This window comes from Pseudoclavibacter helvolus, assembly GCF_049707175.1.
GTDB classification, from domain to species: Bacteria; Actinomycetota; Actinomycetes; order Actinomycetales; family Microbacteriaceae; genus Pseudoclavibacter; species Pseudoclavibacter helvolus_A.
This window is the reverse complement of sequence record NZ_JBNAFM010000015.1, coordinates 53,060-70,124: the sequence shown is the minus strand read 5'-3', so window position 1 is coordinate 70,124 and position 17,065 is coordinate 53,060. Positions and strand designations below refer to the sequence as shown.

Sequence of the window (17,065 nt, the reverse complement as noted above, 5' to 3'; positions counted from 1 at the left end):
AGGTTCTCGGCGGCGGCCCCAGTCGTCGCGCCTCGGGATCACACCACCAGCAGCGTTGACACGAGGATCGCGAGCACCACCGCCAGTCCGACCCAGCTGAGCCAAGCCCACTTCTTCGGCTGGAAGCGCAGCGTCGGCGAGCGCAGCACCCCGACGGCCACGGCCGCGAGCGCTGGCGCGAGCGCGAGCCCGTAGGCCCAGCCGCCGACGCTCGCCCAGGGGCCGGAGACCCAGAGGCTGACGAGTCCGGATGCGGCCAGCAGCAGCCAGTTGACGATGGGCAGCGCGGACTTCGAGCGGAACGCGAAGAGCAGCGCCAGCCCCGAGGCGATGAGAGCGAAACCGAACGTCACCCACAGCAGCAGCGAACTCTGCGCACCCAAGTCGGGCACCTCGGCATCGGTGAGCAGCGCGATGGCGATCGGGTCGACAATCTGCTGGGTGTTGCCGAGTACCACGACGGCCCGCTCGGTCTCAGGGTCGAGTACGACGACCGAGGCGAAGCCGCCCGTGCCGCCGCTGTGCCAGGTGAGCGTGGGGTTGGAGGTCGCGGTCGGGTTCGTCACCTGCGTCGTCTGCCAAACCCAGCCGATCTGCGAGCCCTCGCCGAACGAGGCCGTCGGTTCGAGGGCCGCGACCCCTGGGGCCGTGCCGTCGAGGTTCGCGGCAGCCCACGTCGCGAGGTCATCGATCGTTGTGGTCGTCGAGGATCCGGTCGGCGCGTACCCTTCGCCCCACCAGCTGTCGGTGGCCGTGCCGTTGGCGAGGAAGCCGGGCACCGCATCCGTCGGCACCTCAGACTCGGTGGTCGCAATGCTCGTCGATTCCATGCCGACCGGGCCGAACACGCGCTCATCGACGAGCGCCGAGTAGTTCTCGGCGCCGGCGGCATGAGCGAGTGCCGTGCCGAGGAGCGCAACGCCCAGGTTCGAGTAGAGCGGTCCCTGTGCGGGGTCGACCGGCGCGGCGGCCGCGTCGCTGATCATGACCTCCGTCGTCTGCGGCCCGTACGGGTTGCCACCCGAGAGCGAGGCCGCGAGCGACTCGATTGCGAACGACGGCCCGAGCCGCGGAAGCCCCGAGCTGTGCTGCGCGAGACTCGCGAGCGTCACCTCACCAGCCGGGGTGCCCTCAAGCTCGGGAACGTGCTCCGACAGGAGGTCGTCGGCCGCGACCTCGCCCCGATCGATGGCATCGGCGAACAGCGCCGCCGTGAAGGTCTTCGTGACCGAACCGAGCTCGTAGGGCGTCTCGTCGGTCGGCGCTGGCCCGTCACGGCCATCGCCCGTTTTGCCCACGCCGGCCCACGTCGTGCCCTCCGGCGTGACTTCGGCGACGACAACCGAGCGGTAGCCGCCATGGTTGCCCACCGCATCCACAACTCGCGCCGCGAGCGCCTCATCGCCGGAGGTCTGCACGCCGAGCGCCTGGCGCTGCGGCCCCACCAGCATCCCGAGCACAACGGCGACGAGCCCGGCCACGATGGCCGCGACGGCGAGCACGCGCTTCGCCGGACCACGCGGGGTGCTGTTGTTCGGTTCGGTGCCCGCGGCATGCGTGCTCGAGACTTGGGGCGGCGACTGCGGGTACGCGGCCTCCGCCGGGTGCTGCTGGCGTTCGTGTGACATGCGCTTCCCCTTGCTCTCGGTGCTGTGCGTCGTTCCGTGCTTCAACGCTACGAGCGACCACCGACACTGGCCTCGGCCGTGGGCGGGAGATGCCTCCACCCCACGCCGGAGATGACAGCGGATGCGCGTCTCCGTCGCACGGCGTCGCCCGGCTGCGCAGTCGAGCGGGGCGTGGGAAGATCGGAGGATGAAGATCCTGTCGATCCAGTCGTCGGTCGCCTACGGGCACGTGGGCAACTCGGCTGCGGTGTTCCCGCTGCAGCGCCTTGGCCACGAGGTGTGGCCCGTCTCGACGGTCGTGTTCTCGAACCACACCGGCTACGGCGCATGGCGCGGCCCGCTGCTGCCAGCCTCCGACGTCCGCGACGTGATCCTCGGCGTCGAAGAGCGCGGTGCCCTCGCCCAAGTGGATGCGGTGCTCTCGGGATACCTGGGCGGCGAGGAGATCGTCGACGTCGTCGTCGACGCGGTCAAGCGCACCAAGGAGCTCAACCCGGCCGCCACCTACACGTGCGACCCCGTCATGGGGAACGCGAAGTCGGGCTGCTTCGTCGCGCCCGCCATTCCCGAGCTCATCCGCGAGCGCGTCGTGCCGGTGGCCGACATCCTCACGCCCAATCAGTTCGAGCTTGGCTTCCTCACACGCACGACGCCAGCATCGATCGACGAGACCCTCGACTCCGTCGACCTCGCCCGCGAGCTCGGCTCGCGCACCGTGCTCGTCACGAGCGTGGAGCGGCCCGACCGCCCAGAAGGAACCATCGAGATGATGGCCGTCGACGACTCCGGTGCCTGGATCGTGCAGACGCCGTACCTTCCGTTTAAGGCGAACGGCTCCGGCGACGTCACCTCGGCCCTCTTCACGGCGCACTACCGCACGTCGGGGTCGGCCGCCGAGGCGCTCGCCGCGACGGTCTCGAGCGTCTTCGACCTGCTGCAGACGACGCTCGACTCGGGCGAGCGCGAGTTGCAGATCGTCGCGGCGCAGGACGCGTTCGCGAACCCGCGCATGCAGTTCGAGGTGCGCCAGCTCCGCTAGGAACCGCGCTGCGCCGGCCCTGCGCGTCCGCTCCGTCCTCCGCGCGCAAAGTTATGGCGAAGTGCACCCGGCCGACGCTCAAACTGCACTTCGCCACAACTTTCGAGCCCAGGGACCGCCGGGCCGGCCCCGGGCCAGCCCAGCCCCGACCCGCACCCCTCCTACACGAGCTTCCCGCCCTGCATGACCCAGTCGAGACGTGACTCGGCGAGCACGCTGACGTCGGCGAGCGGGTCGGCGGATGCGGCGATCAGGTCCGCGTGCGCGCCGGGTGCGATGACGCCGAGTTCCCCTTCGCGCTGGAGGAGGCGGGCCGCGGTGGTTGTCGCGCTGCGGACGATGTCGATGATGGGCATGAACTCGGCGCGCACCTCGAACTCGCGGGCCTGGTGGCGCTGCATCCCGCCGAGCAGGTCGCTGCCGTAGCAGAGGTTCACGCCGCCCTTGTGGGCTTTCTCGAGCGCGACCTTGCCGCCTTCGAGCACATCCGACACCTTTTCCCAGTTGTCCTGCGGCAGGCCGTGCTCGCGCCCTTCTTCCATGAGTGCCCAGTAGGTGACGAGGTTCATGGTGAGGAACGCGTCGTGCTCGAGGAAGAGCTCGATCGATTCGTCGTCGAGCAGGTTGCCGTGCTCGATGCCGCGGACGCCGGCCCGGAGTGCCCGGTTGATGGCGCGTGCCGTGTAGGCGTGGGCGGTCACGTAGCGGTTCGCGGCGGTGGCCTCCTCGACGACCGCCTCGATCTCCGAGGTCGAGAACTGCGTCGAGTCGACCCGGTCGGTGGGCGAGGCGACCCCGCCTCCGGCCATGATCTTGATGTGGTGCGCGCCGCGGCGGATCTCGTCGCGGGCCGCGTGGCGAACGGCGGAGATGCCGTCCACGACCCGGCCGATGTGGGAGCACGTGTACTCGCCGTCGTGGCTGTCGCGGCCGCGCGAGCGGGGGTCGCCGTGGCCGCCGGTCTGCGACAGCGCCTTGCCCCCGAAGAAGAGGCGCGGGCCGCGTACGAGGCCGTCGACCTGGGCGTCGTGCAGGCCGAAGTCGGCGCCGGCGACGTCTCGCACCGTGGTGAAGCCGCGGTCGAGCATGTCGCCCATGAGCTTCGCCGCCTGCAACGCCACGTAGTTCGGCGACTCCTCGCCGATGGACGCGAGGTCGGCGGTGTGCGCCGTGACGTGCACGTGGCAGTCGATGAGGCCGGGCAGCAGGTAGTGACCGGATGCGTTGAGCTCCTCCACCCCGTCGGCCGCCTGGACCTCGCCGCCGACCTGCTCGAAGCGCCCGTCGCGGATGGAGAGGTCGCCCGTCCGGTACTCCCCCGCCTCGACGTCGAGCCACGTGGCGTCGCGGATGATGAGGTTCGAGGTCATTCGGATGCTCCCTGCTGTTCGGCGCTCTGCACGCCGGTGTCGATGATCTGCACGGCTCGCTCCTGCGCCGTCGGGGTGTAGGTGCCCTCGGGGGCGCACATATTGACGGTCGCGAGCGGCACGCCGTCTGGGCCAGGGATGGGCACGTTGAGGATCGACCCGCAGCCGAGCGCTTTGATCGTGGTGGCGTCGTCGAAGATGCGGTCGAGGTCGGCCGGGGTGGCGCCGAGGAACGGCTCGCCGGAGTCGCGGCAGGCGGCAACCCAGTCGGGTGAGACCTGCGTCGCGACCTGCTTCGTGCCTCCGACCGGGTACTCCTCGGCGTGCGAGCTGTAGATGCGCTCCATGACCGCGCCGCCCTCGGTGAAGCGCAGCACCGTGAAGAGCACGACCCCAACTTCGGCCTCGATCGTATGGTGGAGGCTCGCCCAGTCGACCGCATCCAGTGCCGTCGCGCCGCCCTGGCCGTGTGTGCCGTTTCGCACTCGTTCTCCGTTCGGTGTCATGCGTTGCTGCCTTCCTTGTCTGTCGTCGTCACCGCGCCCTTGCCGCTGTTCGTGATGTCCTCGAGCGAGCGACCCGCCGTGCGCACCGCGAAGAGGAGCGTGCAGGCGACGCCGATGACGAGCACCGTGGTGGTCATGCCGAAGACTCCGACGAAGCCCCACTGCGCGGCGAACGCGCCGATGATGATGGGGGCGGTGATCGAACCGATGCGGCCGAACGACGAGCTCATACCGACGCCGGTGGCGCGCAGCCAAGTCGGGAAGACCTCGGGCGTGTAGGCGTAGACGCCCGCATAGGTGCCGTTGAGGAAGAAGGAGAGCACGATGCCGGCGACGGTGACCATGATCGGGTCGTTCGCCTGGCTCATCCACAGCGCCGCCCCGGCGGAGCCGATCAGGTAGAGCGCGATCGTGAACTTGCGGTCGAGCTTCTCGTTGAGCCAGGCCGCGCTGAAGTAGCCGGGGATCTGCGCGAGATAGATGTAGAGGGAGTACGTGAAGCTCGTCGTGACATCGATGCCGCGGTCGACGAGCAGCGTCGGGATCCAGGTGAAGAAGCCGTAGTACGAGAACGTGATGACGAACCAGATGAGCCAGGTTGTCGCCGTGATCCGCCACATCGTTCGGCCCCACAGGAACTTGACGGCCTTGATGAAGCCGAATTTGACGGGCGCTTCCTCTTCCGGCGCGTTCGGGTCGACGGGCGGCAGATCGGTGCCCATCGCGGTTCGCACTCGGCTCTCGAAGCTCGCCACGACCTCTTCGGCCTCCGCGTGCCTGCCGACGCTCGCGAGGTATCGCGGCGATTCCGGGAGCGAGCGCCGCCACCAGAGCAGCATCACGATGGGCAGGAAGGTGAGCACCTGGGCCCACCGCCAGCCGTCTTCCGACGCGGGGACGACGAAGCGGCCGATGAGGGCGGCGAGCACGAAGCCGAAGGAGAAGAACCCGGCGAGCGTGCCGACGAACCAGCCGCGGCGGTGCTTGGGCACGAACTCCGAGAGGAACGGCGCGATGATGGCGCTCTCCGCGCCAGCCCCCATGCCGGCGAGGATGCGCATGAAGAGGAAGATCTCGAAGTTCCACGAGAGCGCGGCGACGAGCGAGGCGACTGCGTAGAGCACGAGCGACCACATCATCACCTTCTTGCGGCCGATCTTGTCGCCGAGGTAGCCGGCGAGCAGCGCCCCGAAGAGGAACCCGAAGGGGGCGGCCGAGCCGACGAGGCCGAGCTGTGCTGCCTCGAGGCCGAAGACGTCGCGCACGCTCGGCATGAGGAAGGCGACGATCGCGCCGTCCATGCCGTCGAAGGTGTAGCCGAGCCCGCCGATGAGCAGGAGCGCGTAGTGGGGTTTGCTGATCGGCAGGCGATCGAGCCGTGCGGTGAGTGACAACGGAGTCTCCTGGGGGATCGGAACGTCGGTGTTCGTGAAAGCTTGATCCAGCGAATCCCATCATGCAATAGGAATTGCAGAAATGTAACCCCCGCGAAATCTCTTGCACGAGTGCGCCGCGTCACGCCCGGCCACGAGCATCCACCAGCCGATCCGTGCTGAAATGAGGGCATGTCCGCCGCCGAGCCGCCCACCGCAGACGAGACGAGACTCTCCCCCGAGGCCTGGCTGCGCGGGATGCTCGCGGCCAGGAACCTAGGCCCGACCAGCCAGAAGCTCGCCAACTACCTCGTGACCAACATCACTTCGGTCAGCTACGCGCAGGCCTCCGAGATCTCCGCATCCGCCCAGGTCAGCGCATCCACCACCACCCGCCTCGCGCAGCAGCTCGGCTTCAAAGGCTGGCCCGACCTGCAGCAGGCGCTGCGCACCCGCTACCTCGCGCAGCTTTCGATGGTCGACATCGCCGAGATCCACGGGCTCACCGACACCCCGTTCCAGAACGCGCTGCGCAACGACTCCGAGCTGCTCGCCGCCACCATGCGCGACGTCGACGACGTGGCCATCGCGCGCGTCGCCGCGGCCGTGAAGTCCGCGAAACGCGTGCACGTGACCGCCATGGGAAGCTTCGCGGCCGTCGGCCAGGCCCTCGTACACAACCTGCAGATCGCCGGCTACCATGTGCACGCGCTGCTCGACCGCGACAGCGCCCTGTCGAACAGCGTCGCGCAGATGGGCGCTGGCGACCTGCTCATCGTCTGCAGCTACTGGCGCCACTATCGCACGATCGTCGCGGCCGCGAACGCCGCGCACCGACAGGGCGCGACGGTCGTCGCGCTCACCGACTACCTGCCGCCGCAGCTCGAAGGTGCCGTCGACGACCTCATCATGATCCCCGCGGAGGGCACGTCGTTCTTCCCGTCGCTTACCGTGCCCATGGCCGTGCAGCAGGGGCTCGTCGCGACGCTCGCGCAGCTCGACCCCGAAGCGACGAAGGTGCGCATCGACGCGGCCGAGCGGCTGTGGAACGAGCTCGACATCCTCATCGACCCGCGCGCGGCGGAGTAGCCCGGCCCCAGTCAGGCGACTGTGCGTCAGCAGCGTCAGAACACCGTGCGTCAGAACATGGGGTGGGCGTGCACGCTCGTGGCGGGCACCGGCTGCAGCACGTCCCAGTGCTCGACGATACGGCCGCCCTCGAACCGGTAGATGTCGGCGACCGCGGCATCAGGTGCCCCGGGCCGGGATGCGCGCACGTGCACCATCGCGAGGTCGCCGTCGACGAGGATGCGCTCGACGCTGAAGGTCGCGTCGGGCGACCCGTCGAACTTGGGTGTGAGCGCCTCGACCGCCGCGGCGGGCCCGTCGGCGATGTTCGGGTTGTGCTGCCGGTAGTCGTCGGCGACGAGGAACGCAAACGCCTCGGCGACCCGCTTACGGGTGTAGAACAGCTCGACGAAGTGCTCGAACGCGGCGCGGTTGTCGATCATCGGTGGGTCACGGCCTTCGGTCGGTGTGGGATCGGGCGGGGAGTGCGCCGGTGCCGACGCTGGCCCCTCCAGCTTGGCCGTGCGCATCCCGAAACGCACATCACGAGTGCGGATGCGGGGCATCAGCCAGCGGGGCGAGCACGGGGTTTGGGACGGGGCTTTAGCCAGCGTGGGCGGAATTAGGGCGCCGGGGCGGGGTGTCCGCGGTGCGCGGGGGGACCGCTCACGGCAGACCTGCCCAGCCGAGAGTTGTGGAAAAACGCTGCCCGCGCAGCATCCGAAGCGCACTTCGCCACAACTTCGTCGCACGAAAGACGCTGTAGCGCCGACGCAGCCGCGACGCGCCGCGGGCGGCTTCCGAGCACAGCGTTTTGGCAAAACGCTGCTCACGCGCATCCAGGGCGCACTTCGCCACAACTTTGTCGCGGGAGGTTCTGAGTACTGCGCGACCCTTCGCGGCGCCGCGCACAGGGCACGCGGCGCCAGACCGCACGCGACGTCAGACCGCACACGGTGCCGGAGCGCGCGCGGCACTAGACGGCGCGGCACCGGACCGCGCGGCGCCAGACCGCGCGGCGCCAGACCGCGCGGCGCCAGACCGCGCGGCGCCAGACCGCGCGGCGCCAGACGGCGCGGCGCCAGCTACTGCTCCCTGGCCTTCCGGCGTCGGGAAAGGACCGGTGTTCCGACTCCCGCGGCGATCACGAGGGCGCCGACCATCATCCCGAGTGCCGGGGATGCGTCGGCTCCGGTGGATGCGAGGTGCTTGTCATCCGATCCAGCGACCGGCGCCGAGGGCGTCGGTGAGATCGTCTCCACTCCGGGCACAGGAACACCCGTCGGGGTGACGGGAATGCCCGTCGGCGTCGGAGTCGGCTCCACGGTCGGCGTCGGCTCCACCGTCGGCGTCGGCGTCGGAGTCGGAGTCGGAGTCGGCGTCGGCGTCGGCGTCGATCCCGGCAGCGAGGCGAGGAACGCGGCGGCGTTGGCGAGTCCGGCACCCGCCGAATCTGCAACGGAGACCGACTCGTGGATGCTGTCGATGGGCTCCGCGGTCTTCGTGAGCGCCGCCCGCAGTTCCTGCTCGGTGACGCCTGGCCGGAGCTGCATCCCGAGCGCCGCAACGGCGGCCGCAGACGGGGCCGCCGCCGAGGTGCCCGTGAACGAGTAGGCACCCGCTTGGTCGGCGACGGGGCTGCCGAAGAAGTTGGTCCAGCCGCCGTCGAGCGAGGTCAGGGTGGGGGCTCCCGCGATGGGTGACGGGAGCGCGGAGGTGCTCGGGAACGGCTCGAAGTAGAGCGTCATGGGTCCGGTTCCGCTGAAGTCCTCAAGCCGCGTCGGCGTCGCGGCGTTGGCGGCGACGACGCTGACGGCGGCCGGCGTGCCAGCGTGCCCGTAGATCGACGGCCCGACGATGTCGCCGCCCGCGCTCTCCGAGTACTCGGCGGCCAGCAGGTAGCTGCTCGGGAAGATCGTCTTCACGCGGGGGTTGAGCGCCGGCACTCCATCGCTCGTGTCACGCACGATCGTGTAGTTGTAGTCGCCGCCCGTTGGCTGGAAACCTGCGAGCTGCACGGGTGAGCCGGATGCGGCCAGCGGGCTGCCTGCGACGAGCTCGCCCCCGGAGTCCGTCACGGCAACGACGAGGCTGTTGGTCGCGGCTCCCGCCGGCTCGGCCCACTGCAGCATGAAGAGCGCGTTGACGTCGTACGACGCGAGGTCCGGGTACGTCAGCGTGTTGGTCGGGTCGCTGCCAGCGCCGGGATCGAAGTCCATGCAGTCGGCGGTTGTGATGTCGAACTGGTCGAGGTTCGCGGCCACGGCTGCAGGGCACTCTGTCGGCCGGTACGCAGGCGCTTCCCACGAGGAGATCACTCGGCCGTCGCTCGCACCGACGCTACCGACGATGGTGTCGTTGCCGGCAGCGGTGAAGAAGGGTATGCCGAGCGCGACTGCGTCGCTCACGGAGTTCGCGGCGACTCCATCCTGGAACATCGTCTCGTCATAGTAGCCGAGGTCGTCGACGATGATGTCGGCTCCGGCTTCGGTTAGACGCTCAACCGCGTTCGCGAAGCCAGCCTGCCCTCCCCCGCCGGAGGCGAAGAGGAGCGTGGATGCGGGCGCGATCGAGTGCACGAGCTGCGCCATCGCGCGGCCCTCGTCAGTGCTCGGCGACGAGCTCTCGACGACGACCTCGACGGGTTGCGTGTATCCGCACGGGTTCCCGGCGCCGGGGAGCATGCCCGCCAGCACGTCCTCGTCGGCCGTAGTCGGCAGGGGGCCAGCGGCGTTCGCGAACGAGTCCGAGATGATGCCGATGCGGACGCCTTCGCCGTCGACGCCGTACAGCTCGCGCGCGAGCGGAACATTCAGGGGTTCCGCGAGATTCGCCGGCACGGCGCGGCACGTGTCGCCCTCGGCCGCGGCGCTCGGGGAAGCGTCCGTGTCGGACCCAGCTGTCGGCTCGGTCGTCGGCTCGGTGATGGTCAGCGCGTGTGCTGCCTCCCAGGCGGATCCGCTGGACGTCGGCGCGAGCGTCTCCTGCACCGATTGCACGTTCTCGAGGGCCGCGACCGCCGCGAGGTTGCCGGAAGGAACCGTCGCGCCGATGACGAGGTACTTCGCGGCGACCGCGTCGACGGTGCCGAGCGCGGCAAGCGCGTCGACGTCGGCCTGCAGCGGCGGCGTCGAGTAGTAGACGGTGACCGCGACACTGTCTCCGCTCAGCTGCAGACTGGCTGGTCCGGAGTCAGGGAGCGCGAGCTGTGTCGGCGAAGCGGCCGCCAGCTGCTGCTCCGCGACGGCCGGGTTCGAGGAAACGTCGACGGCCGCGATGGCGCTCAGGCGCCCCGAGAGCTTGTCGCTGTCGTCGGTCGACGGTGCGGCGTTCGCCGACCCCGCCCCGAAGGCGACGACAACGACGGCGGCGGCCACTGCGGCGGCGGAGACGCGGGAGAGGGTTTGAACGAGATTCACCAAGTCACCTCAGGGGTAGGCACTGAAACAGGAGCGGGGGCTGGAACAGGAACTGATGGTGCTGATGGAGCGTGGAGCCAGAATGGCAGAACCTGCAGCCCCTGCGCTACTGCCGAGAACAAGCGCGCGCCGCTGGCCGCAACTTGACACGATCGCCCGCACCAGCAAAAGTACAACTGGTACAGACCAGTGGGCGTGGCCCCCGAGAAGACGGAGCGAGCAGAATGATCGTCAGCGCCGCCAACGTCATCACGCCGGAGCGTCAGCTCTCCCCCGGCTGGGTTGAGATCGAAGGCCCGGTTGTGCGCAGCGTCAACTGCGGCCTGCCACCTGCAGACGCACACAACGTGGTCGACCTGGGTGCCGCGACGATCGTTCCCGGTTTCGTGGATGCGCACGTGCACGGGGGCGGTGGCGCGGGCTTCGACGCCGCCGCGGTCGCTGACGGCGCCGGTCGGCGTGCCGCGGAGACGGCGGCCCGCACGCATCTCGAGCACGGCACGACCTCGATCGTGGCGAGCCTCGTCACCGACGAGCTCGGCGCGATGCGCGAGTCGATCTCGGCGCTCGCGACCCTCGCCGAAGAGGGCACGCTCGCAGGCATCCACCTCGAAGGCCCCTGGCTCAGCCCCGCGCATCCCGGCGCTCACGCGCAGCAGCACCTGCTCGAACCGAACGGCGAGGACCTCGCCGCCCTCCTGGAGGCCGGGCGTGGCCAGGTGCGCATGGTCACGCTCGCGCCCGAGCTGCCCGGCGGCCTCGACGCCATCGCGGCGCTCACCGACGCCGGCGTCGTCGCTGCGATCGGACACACGGATGCGAGCTACGACGTTGCCCGCGACGCGCTCGACCAGGGTGCGACGGTGGGCACGCACCTGTTCAACGCCATGCGCGCACTCCACCACCGCGAGCCGGGCCCCGCGGCGGCGTTGCTCGAGCATCCGGATGCGGTGATCGAGCTCATCGCCGACGGCACGCACGTGCATCCCGCCGCCCTCCGCCTTGCCGCGGTCGCGAAGCCGCGTCAGTTCATGCTCGTCACTGACGCCATGTCGGCCGCGTGCATGCACGACGGCGACTACGCGCTGGGGTCGCTCGACGTCGTCGTGCGCGGCGGTGTGGCCCGCCTCGCCGAGGGTGGCGCTATCGCGGGTTCAACCCTCACGATGGCGCAGGCAGTCCAGTACGCGGTCGGCGTCGTTGGCCTGCCGCTCGTCGATGTCGTGCGCGCCGCATCCACGACCCCCGCCCAGACCCTCGGACTCAACCGGGTCGGGGCGCTCACACCCGACAACTCTGCGGACCTCGTGGTGCTGGATGCGTCGCTTGGTGTGCAGCGCGTCATGCGGCGCGGCGAGTGGGTGCGCTGAGCGCTCCACTCGTCAGGAGAATCCGGTACGCGGTGGGCGCGACCGTGTCACCGTGATGAGTTTCGCCGACCGGTGATGGGTTTTTACCCATCATCGGTCAGCGAAACCCATCACGAGTATTCGAGAAAGCCATCAGCGTCGAGGAAACCCCGCACGATGAGCCACGAATGCGGTGATCGGGGGATCGTCGAGCGACCAGAGGCGGCCGGGAGCGTCTCGGAACGACCGGGGATGCGCCCCGCCCTACGCCTCCGGCTGCACGCCCGCCCGGTGCGCGACCGTGTAGCGGTAGTAGTCGGCCATGGTCAGCTCGGCGGCTGCCGCCTCGTCGACCACGATCGTGGCGCGGCGGTGCAGCTGCAGCACCGATGCGGGCCACATCGAGGAGACCGGCCCTTCGACCATTGCGGCGACGGCGCGGGCTTTGGATGCGCCCTGCGCGACGAGGACGACGCTCCTGGCGTCGAGGATGGTGCCGAGGCCCTGCGTGAGGCAATGCACGGGCACGTCCTCAGGCTTGTCGAAGAAGCGAGCGTTGTCGTCGCGCGTCTTGGGCGCGAGGGTCTTCACTCGGGTGCGCGACGAAAGTGAAGAGGTGGGCTCGTTGAATCCGATGTGTCCGTTGGCGCCAATGCCAAGCAGTTGCACGTCGACGCCGCCTGCCGCGAGGATCTTCGCCTCGTAGTCGGCGCAGGCAGCGTCGAGGTCTTCCGCAAGCCCATCCGGCACGTGCACGCGCGAAGGGTCGATGCCGAGGGGCTCCACGACTTCGCGACCCACGACGGCGTGGTAGGACTCCGGATGCGCGTGGTCGATGCCGACGTACTCGTCGAGTGCGAAGGCGGTGACGCGGCTGAAGTCGAGACCGGCGTCGCGGCGGGCGGCCAGCGCACGGTAGGTCTCGAGGGGGCTCGACCCGGTGGCAACTCCGAGCACTGCCTCGGGGTTGGATTCGACGACGTCTGCGATGCGTCCGCCCGCCAAGGCGCCGACCTCTGCCGGCCCGGCCATGATGACAACTTCCATGCACTGCTCCTTGAGGTCCAAGACGATCGGGGCGCCTCGGTCCAGTCTCATGGAGTTGCCGCCTGATCGGCGAGGCGTGATGCCCCTCACATTACCGACAAACCCCTGTGTGGTCTAGTCCACTGTGAGTAACGGGCGCCGGATGCACGTGGCGCGGGCGTGGATGCACGAGGGGGCGGGCCGCCGAGACCGACAGCCCGCCCGTGGAACCGTTCGAGTGGTCAGACCTCGCGCAGCTTCAGCTCCACATCTGTGCCACCGAGCACGATGACGGGCGTCACGGCAGGGTGGCCGGCCGCGCGGATCGCGTCGAGGTTGAACCGCAGGAGCGGCGCACCCTCGACAACCTCGTCACCGACGGCGACGAGGGTCTCGAACCCTTCGCCCTTCATCTCCACGGTGTCCACGCCGACGTGGACCAGGATTGCGGTGCCATCGTTGAGCTTCAACGCAACCGCGTGGCTCGTGGGGAAGATGTGCGCGACCGTGCCGTCGGCCGGAGCCCACACCGTGTCACCCGTGGGTTCGATCGCGACGCCGGGACCCATGATGCCCTCGGAGAACGTCGCATCCGGCACCTCGGAGAGGGGGACGACGCGCCCCGCAACCGGCTGGCGCACGGTGAGCACCGTCTTCGTGGCGACGCCTCCCTGCGTGACCCCGGCCGGGGCAGCATCCGCGGCCGCATCCGCTGCGACGGCCGGCGCGGCGGGCGCGGCCGGCGAGACGGGCGCCTCAACGCGGCCGGCGATGAGGTCCTCCATCGCGTCCTTCACGAACTGCACCTCGAGGCCGTAGATGACCTGCACAGACTTCCCGCCTGGCTTCATGATGCCTGCGGCGCCGGCCCGACGGATCGCGGCGTCGTCGACCTTCGACACGTCCGCGACCTCCATGCGCAGGCGCGTCGCGCAGTTGTCGAGCTCGAGCACGTTCTCCTTGCCGCCGAGCCCCTTGAGGATCGCGGAGGCCTGGGTGAGGAACTTCGACGACCCTGTCGAGGCCTCATCCGCTTCCACCTCTTCGTCTTCACGGCCCGGCGTCTTCAGGTCGAAGCGCTTGATGATGAAGTAGAACGCGGCGAAGTAGACGACGAACCAGACGGCGCCGGCCAGGAAGATCATCCAGGGGTTCTGCGCGAGGGGGTTGACCCAGCCGAGCAGAAGGTCGATGAACCCGCCTGAGAAGCCGAAGCCCATGCGCACCGGCAGCAGGGCCATGATGAACATCGAGATGCCCGTGAAGATCGCGTGGACCACGTACAGCGCAGGCGCGAGGAACATGAACGCGAACTCGAGCGGCTCGGTGACGCCGACGAAGAACGACGCGAAGGCGCCGGAGAGCAGGATGCCCGCGGTGATCTTGCGGCGGTTCGTCTTGGCGGTGAGGTACATGGCCAGGGCGGCGCCGGGGAGGCCGAACATCATGATCGGGAAGTAGCCGGTCATGTACTGGCCAGTGACGCCCGGGGTGCCGGTGCCGTTGAGGAAGTTGCCGAGGTCGTTGATGCCGGCGACGTCGAACCAGAACACCGCGTTGAGGGCGTGGTGAAGGCCGAGCGGGATGAGAAGACGGTTGAAGAAGCCGTAGAGGCCGGCGCCGACCGGGCCGAGTCCGAGCATCCACTCACCGAACGACACGAGGCCGTCGAAGACCACGGGCCACACGAAGTAGAGCACAAGCGCGAGCACGAGGGATGCACCGGTCGTGACAATCGCGACGGAGCGCTTGCCGGAGAAGAAGGAGAGCGCGGCGGGCAGCTTGACGTCCTTGAACTTGTCGTAGCAGTAGGCGCCGACGAGGCCGCAGAGGATGCCGACGAACGCGTTCTCGATGCTGGCGAAGCCGAGGTCAACTTCTTCGACCGGGATGCCTTGGAACTTCGCGACCGTCTCGGGGCTCAGCAGTCGTGTCACCACGAGCCACGAGACGAGGCCTGCGAGGGCGGCGGTTCCGTCTGGCTTCGATGCCATTCCGATCGCCACACCGAGCGCGAAGAGCAGGGGCAGGTTGTCGAGCAGCGCGCCACCGGCTGCGGTGAAGAAGGCCTGGACGACGTTCTCGCCGGCCGTGTTGAGAATCCAGTACCCGATGCCGGACAGGATCGCCGCTACCGGCAGGACAGCCACCGGCAGCATGAGCGATTTGCCGAGTTTCTGGAGATATTTCATGGCGTGACTCCATGGTCAAAGGAAAAGTTAGGGGGACTCTACTTGGAAAATCCGCCCTGGTATAGACCAGAGTTCGCCGGTGGTTCGGTTTGGGTCAGGAAAGGGGCAGCGTGAGGCGCTCCTGGAGCGGGAACGTGAGCTCGAAGCGGTCGGCCGGGAAGGTCGCCCTCGAGTACGACATCGGCAGTCCTCGGGCGATCGCGGCGCGCGAGAGGCGCAGCACGGGGTAGCTCGCGGCGATGCCGAGCAGCTCGATCTCTTCCGGGCTCGGCAGCGTGGCCGTGACGACCTCAACGCCCTCCGTCGGCAGGAGGTCGAGAGTCTCGAGCATCTCGTAGAGGCTGCCCCGAGCCGTCTCCTCGTTGAGCTGCGGAACCAGCGCCGCGGGAATCCACTCGTCTTCGAGGGCAAGCGGGCGGTCGTCGCCGAGACGCAATCGGCGCAGGTGGATGGTCTCCGCATCCGACGGGAGCTGCAGGTGCTCCTGCACTTCCGCGGGACGCTCGGTGCTTCGGACGAACGACAGCACCTGCGTCTCGGCGCGCATCCCGTGCTCGCGGACCGCGCTGGCGAACGAGCGCAGCCGCACCTGAAGCGAGACGGGCGGGGCGAGCTTCTCGGTGCCGATGCCCCGCTTGGTGCGGACGAGCCCCTCGCGTTCGAGGACGTCGATGGCTGCCCGAACGGTCATGCGTGCCACCCCGAGATCGGTCGCGAGCGTGCGTTCAGACGGCAGCAGCTCGCCGGGAGAGAGTGTTGCGGCGAGGGCTCGGACGCCCTCGAGAGCTGTTGATCCACTGCGCCTTGCCATGTCGCAAGTATCCCATCGTCGCGTGGGCGCGGTCGCGGGACCGGCGAACCGTTGCTCCACGTCGCGATGGTCCGCTAGCTTCAAACGATGGAGACCATCGGCGCGCCACGACGGGCCCTCGCGACGTTGGCCGCCTTCGCGTCCCTTGTCGCGCTGGCGGGATGCGCACTACGGGGCGACCCCGTCGACTTGCCGCCGACATTCACTTACGAGGAGACCGCGCCACCGGTAGCCGTCGACCCGGAACTGTTCTGGAGCGCAGACAGCACCAGCCTGGTCGTTGGATTCGAGAGCACACTGGTGCAGGGGTGCTCCGCAGTGCAGGAGGCCACGATCGAGCAGGTGGATGCACACAACCTCACGGTCGAGATCGTCAGCGTGGCAACGAGTATCGGCTTCTGCTCGGCGACGCCGAAAACCCTCTACGCAACGGCGGGCTTCCCAGACGGGGAAGCGCCGGCGACGCCGGTGTTCATCAATCTGGGCTTCCCCGATACGGGGCACACCTTCGAGCTTTCGCTCAGCGGAGACGCGCCGGCGGAGACAGCACAGGCACCCACAGACCTGGAACCGTCATTCACGTTCGGGGAGGACCCCTACCCGCCAGAGGTGGGCCCCGAGGTCTTGTGGACGGCGGATCGGACGGGCGTGGTCGTGAGATTCGCGAGCCACCAGCTCGCGCGGTGTTCCGTCGAACATTCGAGCACGATCGAACGGGTGGGCGATCACAACTTCACCGTCGTCATCACGAGCACGGCGGAAGCACGTGGCGCCGATTGCCCGCTCGGCGACCCGATCTCCTACGAGGCGATCAGCTTCCCCTCCGGCGAGGTGCCGAAAACGCCCGTGTTTCTTGACCTGAGCTTCCCCGACACGAACACCGGGTACGAGCTGACGCTGAGCTGAGCCCGCCTCGTCAGCCGATGCTGACCTGCGACTTGTCGAACGCGACGTAACCGGCGAAGTCGTGGCCGACGCGTTCGGTCGAGCCGTCGAAGGGCTCCGGGTAGCTCCAGGCTGCGTCGCGGTGCGTGGTGCCGTCGACGACCACATCCCAGTACTGGGCGTGGCCCTTCCAGGGGCACGTGTACTGGGTGTCGCTCTTCGTGAAGGCCTCGGTGTTCAGCGAGGACGGCGGAAAGTAGTGGTTCCCTTCGATGCCGACAAGTTCGGACTCGGGTGCCTCTGCGATGACGCTTCCGTCGATGGTTGCCTTCATGGTGTTCTCCTCCGATTGTCCGACAGACGGGAAGCTTGACCCCGTCGCCTGGGAGAAGGGTGATG

At 68.9% G+C, this 17,065-nt stretch carries 14 protein-coding genes; 4 read left to right on the top strand and 10 right to left on the bottom strand.

The window, feature by feature from the left end; genetic code table 11:
- Nucleotides 1–38 precede the first annotated feature (38 nt).
- A complete protein-coding gene (locus ACPYN9_RS12930) occupies nucleotides 39–1,628 on the bottom strand; it encodes a serine hydrolase domain-containing protein (RefSeq protein ID WP_424466947.1) in 1,590 nt (529 codons plus the stop codon).
- 187 nt (nucleotides 1,629–1,815) lie between these two features.
- On the opposite strand from ACPYN9_RS12930, the gene pdxY reads away from it, so the two are divergent.
- Nucleotides 1,816–2,667: a pyridoxal kinase PdxY gene (pdxY, locus tag ACPYN9_RS12925; protein ID WP_424466946.1), complete on the top strand. Its 852-nt coding sequence runs from the start codon at nucleotides 1,816–1,818 to the stop codon at nucleotides 2,665–2,667.
- Between the two features lie 161 nt (nucleotides 2,668–2,828).
- Here pdxY and ACPYN9_RS12920 read toward each other — a convergent pair whose 3' ends face one another.
- From ACPYN9_RS12920 to ACPYN9_RS12910, 3 genes are read right to left on the bottom strand one after another with little or no spacing between them, the layout of a single operon-like run.
- Complete coding sequence (locus ACPYN9_RS12920) at nucleotides 2,829–4,037, bottom strand: amidohydrolase family protein (protein WP_424466945.1); 1,209 nt, start codon at nucleotides 4,035–4,037, stop codon at nucleotides 2,829–2,831.
- Nucleotides 4,034–4,543, bottom strand: a complete 510-nt coding sequence (locus tag ACPYN9_RS12915) for a hypothetical protein (protein ID WP_424466944.1) — start codon at nucleotides 4,541–4,543, stop codon at nucleotides 4,034–4,036. The genes ACPYN9_RS12920 and ACPYN9_RS12915 overlap by 4 nt, the downstream gene beginning before the upstream one ends.
- Nucleotides 4,540–5,937: an MFS transporter gene (locus ACPYN9_RS12910; RefSeq protein ID WP_424466943.1), complete on the bottom strand. Its 1,398-nt coding sequence runs from the start codon at nucleotides 5,935–5,937 to the stop codon at nucleotides 4,540–4,542. Before ACPYN9_RS12910 ends, ACPYN9_RS12915 begins: the two co-directional genes overlap by 4 nt.
- Before the next feature lie 171 nt (nucleotides 5,938–6,108).
- Between ACPYN9_RS12910 and ACPYN9_RS12905 the strand changes: the two genes are divergently transcribed.
- Nucleotides 6,109–7,005 (top strand): MurR/RpiR family transcriptional regulator, encoded by an 897-nt coding sequence (locus ACPYN9_RS12905; protein WP_424466942.1) that lies wholly within the window; start codon nucleotides 6,109–6,111, stop codon nucleotides 7,003–7,005.
- Nucleotides 7,006–7,055: 50 nt separating this feature from the next.
- Here ACPYN9_RS12905 and ACPYN9_RS12900 read toward each other — a convergent pair whose 3' ends face one another.
- Both ACPYN9_RS12900 and ACPYN9_RS12895 read right to left on the bottom strand, forming a co-directional pair.
- Nucleotides 7,056–7,427, bottom strand: coding sequence for a nuclear transport factor 2 family protein (locus ACPYN9_RS12900; protein ID WP_424466941.1), 372 nt, complete (start codon nucleotides 7,425–7,427; stop codon nucleotides 7,056–7,058).
- A gap of 642 nt (nucleotides 7,428–8,069) precedes the next feature.
- Nucleotides 8,070–10,403 carry a S8 family serine peptidase gene (locus tag ACPYN9_RS12895; RefSeq protein ID WP_424466940.1) on the bottom strand — a complete coding sequence of 778 codons (2,334 nt, stop codon included), beginning with the start codon at nucleotides 10,401–10,403 and terminating at the stop codon, nucleotides 8,070–8,072.
- Nucleotides 10,404–10,627: 224 nt separating this feature from the next.
- Between ACPYN9_RS12895 and nagA the strand changes: the two genes are divergently transcribed.
- Complete coding sequence (nagA, locus tag ACPYN9_RS12890) at nucleotides 10,628–11,773, top strand: N-acetylglucosamine-6-phosphate deacetylase (protein ID WP_424466939.1); 1,146 nt, start codon at nucleotides 10,628–10,630, stop codon at nucleotides 11,771–11,773.
- Between the two features lie 243 nt (nucleotides 11,774–12,016).
- On the opposite strand, the gene nagB is transcribed toward nagA, so the two are convergent.
- The 3 genes from nagB to ACPYN9_RS12875 all read right to left on the bottom strand — a co-directional run bounded on the left by nagB (nucleotide 12,017) and on the right by ACPYN9_RS12875 (nucleotide 15,781).
- A complete protein-coding gene (gene nagB, locus ACPYN9_RS12885; RefSeq protein ID WP_424466938.1) occupies nucleotides 12,017–12,799 on the bottom strand; it encodes a glucosamine-6-phosphate deaminase in 783 nt (260 codons plus the stop codon).
- 221 nt (nucleotides 12,800–13,020) lie between these two features.
- The gene (gene nagE, locus ACPYN9_RS12880; RefSeq protein WP_424466937.1) at nucleotides 13,021–14,970 is read right to left on the bottom strand and encodes an N-acetylglucosamine-specific PTS transporter subunit IIBC; all 1,950 of its coding nucleotides are present in this window, start codon (nucleotides 14,968–14,970) and stop codon (nucleotides 13,021–13,023) included.
- A gap of 94 nt (nucleotides 14,971–15,064) precedes the next feature.
- Entirely contained in the window at nucleotides 15,065–15,781 is a 717-nt protein-coding gene (locus ACPYN9_RS12875; protein WP_424466936.1) for a GntR family transcriptional regulator, read from the bottom strand.
- 87 nt (nucleotides 15,782–15,868) lie between these two features.
- On the opposite strand from ACPYN9_RS12875, the gene ACPYN9_RS12870 reads away from it, so the two are divergent.
- The gene (locus tag ACPYN9_RS12870; RefSeq protein ID WP_424466935.1) at nucleotides 15,869–16,687 is read left to right on the top strand and encodes a hypothetical protein; all 819 of its coding nucleotides are present in this window, start codon (nucleotides 15,869–15,871) and stop codon (nucleotides 16,685–16,687) included.
- A 10-nt stretch (nucleotides 16,688–16,697) separates the two neighbouring features.
- Here ACPYN9_RS12870 and ACPYN9_RS12865 read toward each other — a convergent pair whose 3' ends face one another.
- Nucleotides 16,698–17,000, bottom strand: a complete 303-nt coding sequence (locus ACPYN9_RS12865) for a DUF427 domain-containing protein (RefSeq protein WP_424466934.1) — start codon at nucleotides 16,998–17,000, stop codon at nucleotides 16,698–16,700.
- Between the last annotated feature and the right edge of the window lie 65 nt (nucleotides 17,001–17,065).

Bases quoted from the DNA above. Each gene is read 5' to 3' on its own strand.
- ACPYN9_RS12930 (WP_424466947.1), bottom strand. From the start codon at position 1,628: ATGTCACACGAACGCCAGCAGCACCCGGCGGAGGCCGCGTACCCGCAG.
- pdxY (WP_424466946.1), top strand. From the start codon at position 1,816: ATGAAGATCCTGTCGATCCAGTCGTCGGTCGCCTACGGGCACGTGGGC.
- ACPYN9_RS12920 (WP_424466945.1), bottom strand. From the start codon at position 4,037: ATGACCTCGAACCTCATCATCCGCGACGCCACGTGGCTCGACGTCGAG.
- ACPYN9_RS12915 (WP_424466944.1), bottom strand. From the start codon at position 4,543: ATGACACCGAACGGAGAACGAGTGCGAAACGGCACACACGGCCAGGGC.
- ACPYN9_RS12905 (WP_424466942.1), top strand. From the start codon at position 6,109: ATGTCCGCCGCCGAGCCGCCCACCGCAGACGAGACGAGACTCTCCCCC.
- ACPYN9_RS12900 (WP_424466941.1), bottom strand. From the start codon at position 7,427: ATGATCGACAACCGCGCCGCGTTCGAGCACTTCGTCGAGCTGTTCTAC.
- nagA (WP_424466939.1), top strand. From the start codon at position 10,628: ATGATCGTCAGCGCCGCCAACGTCATCACGCCGGAGCGTCAGCTCTCC.
- nagB (WP_424466938.1), bottom strand. From the start codon at position 12,799: ATGGAAGTTGTCATCATGGCCGGGCCGGCAGAGGTCGGCGCCTTGGCG.
- nagE (WP_424466937.1), bottom strand. From the start codon at position 14,970: ATGAAATATCTCCAGAAACTCGGCAAATCGCTCATGCTGCCGGTGGCT.
- ACPYN9_RS12875 (WP_424466936.1), bottom strand. From the start codon at position 15,781: ATGGCAAGGCGCAGTGGATCAACAGCTCTCGAGGGCGTCCGAGCCCTC.
- ACPYN9_RS12870 (WP_424466935.1), top strand. From the start codon at position 15,869: ATGGAGACCATCGGCGCGCCACGACGGGCCCTCGCGACGTTGGCCGCC.
- ACPYN9_RS12865 (WP_424466934.1), bottom strand. From the start codon at position 17,000: ATGAAGGCAACCATCGACGGAAGCGTCATCGCAGAGGCACCCGAGTCC.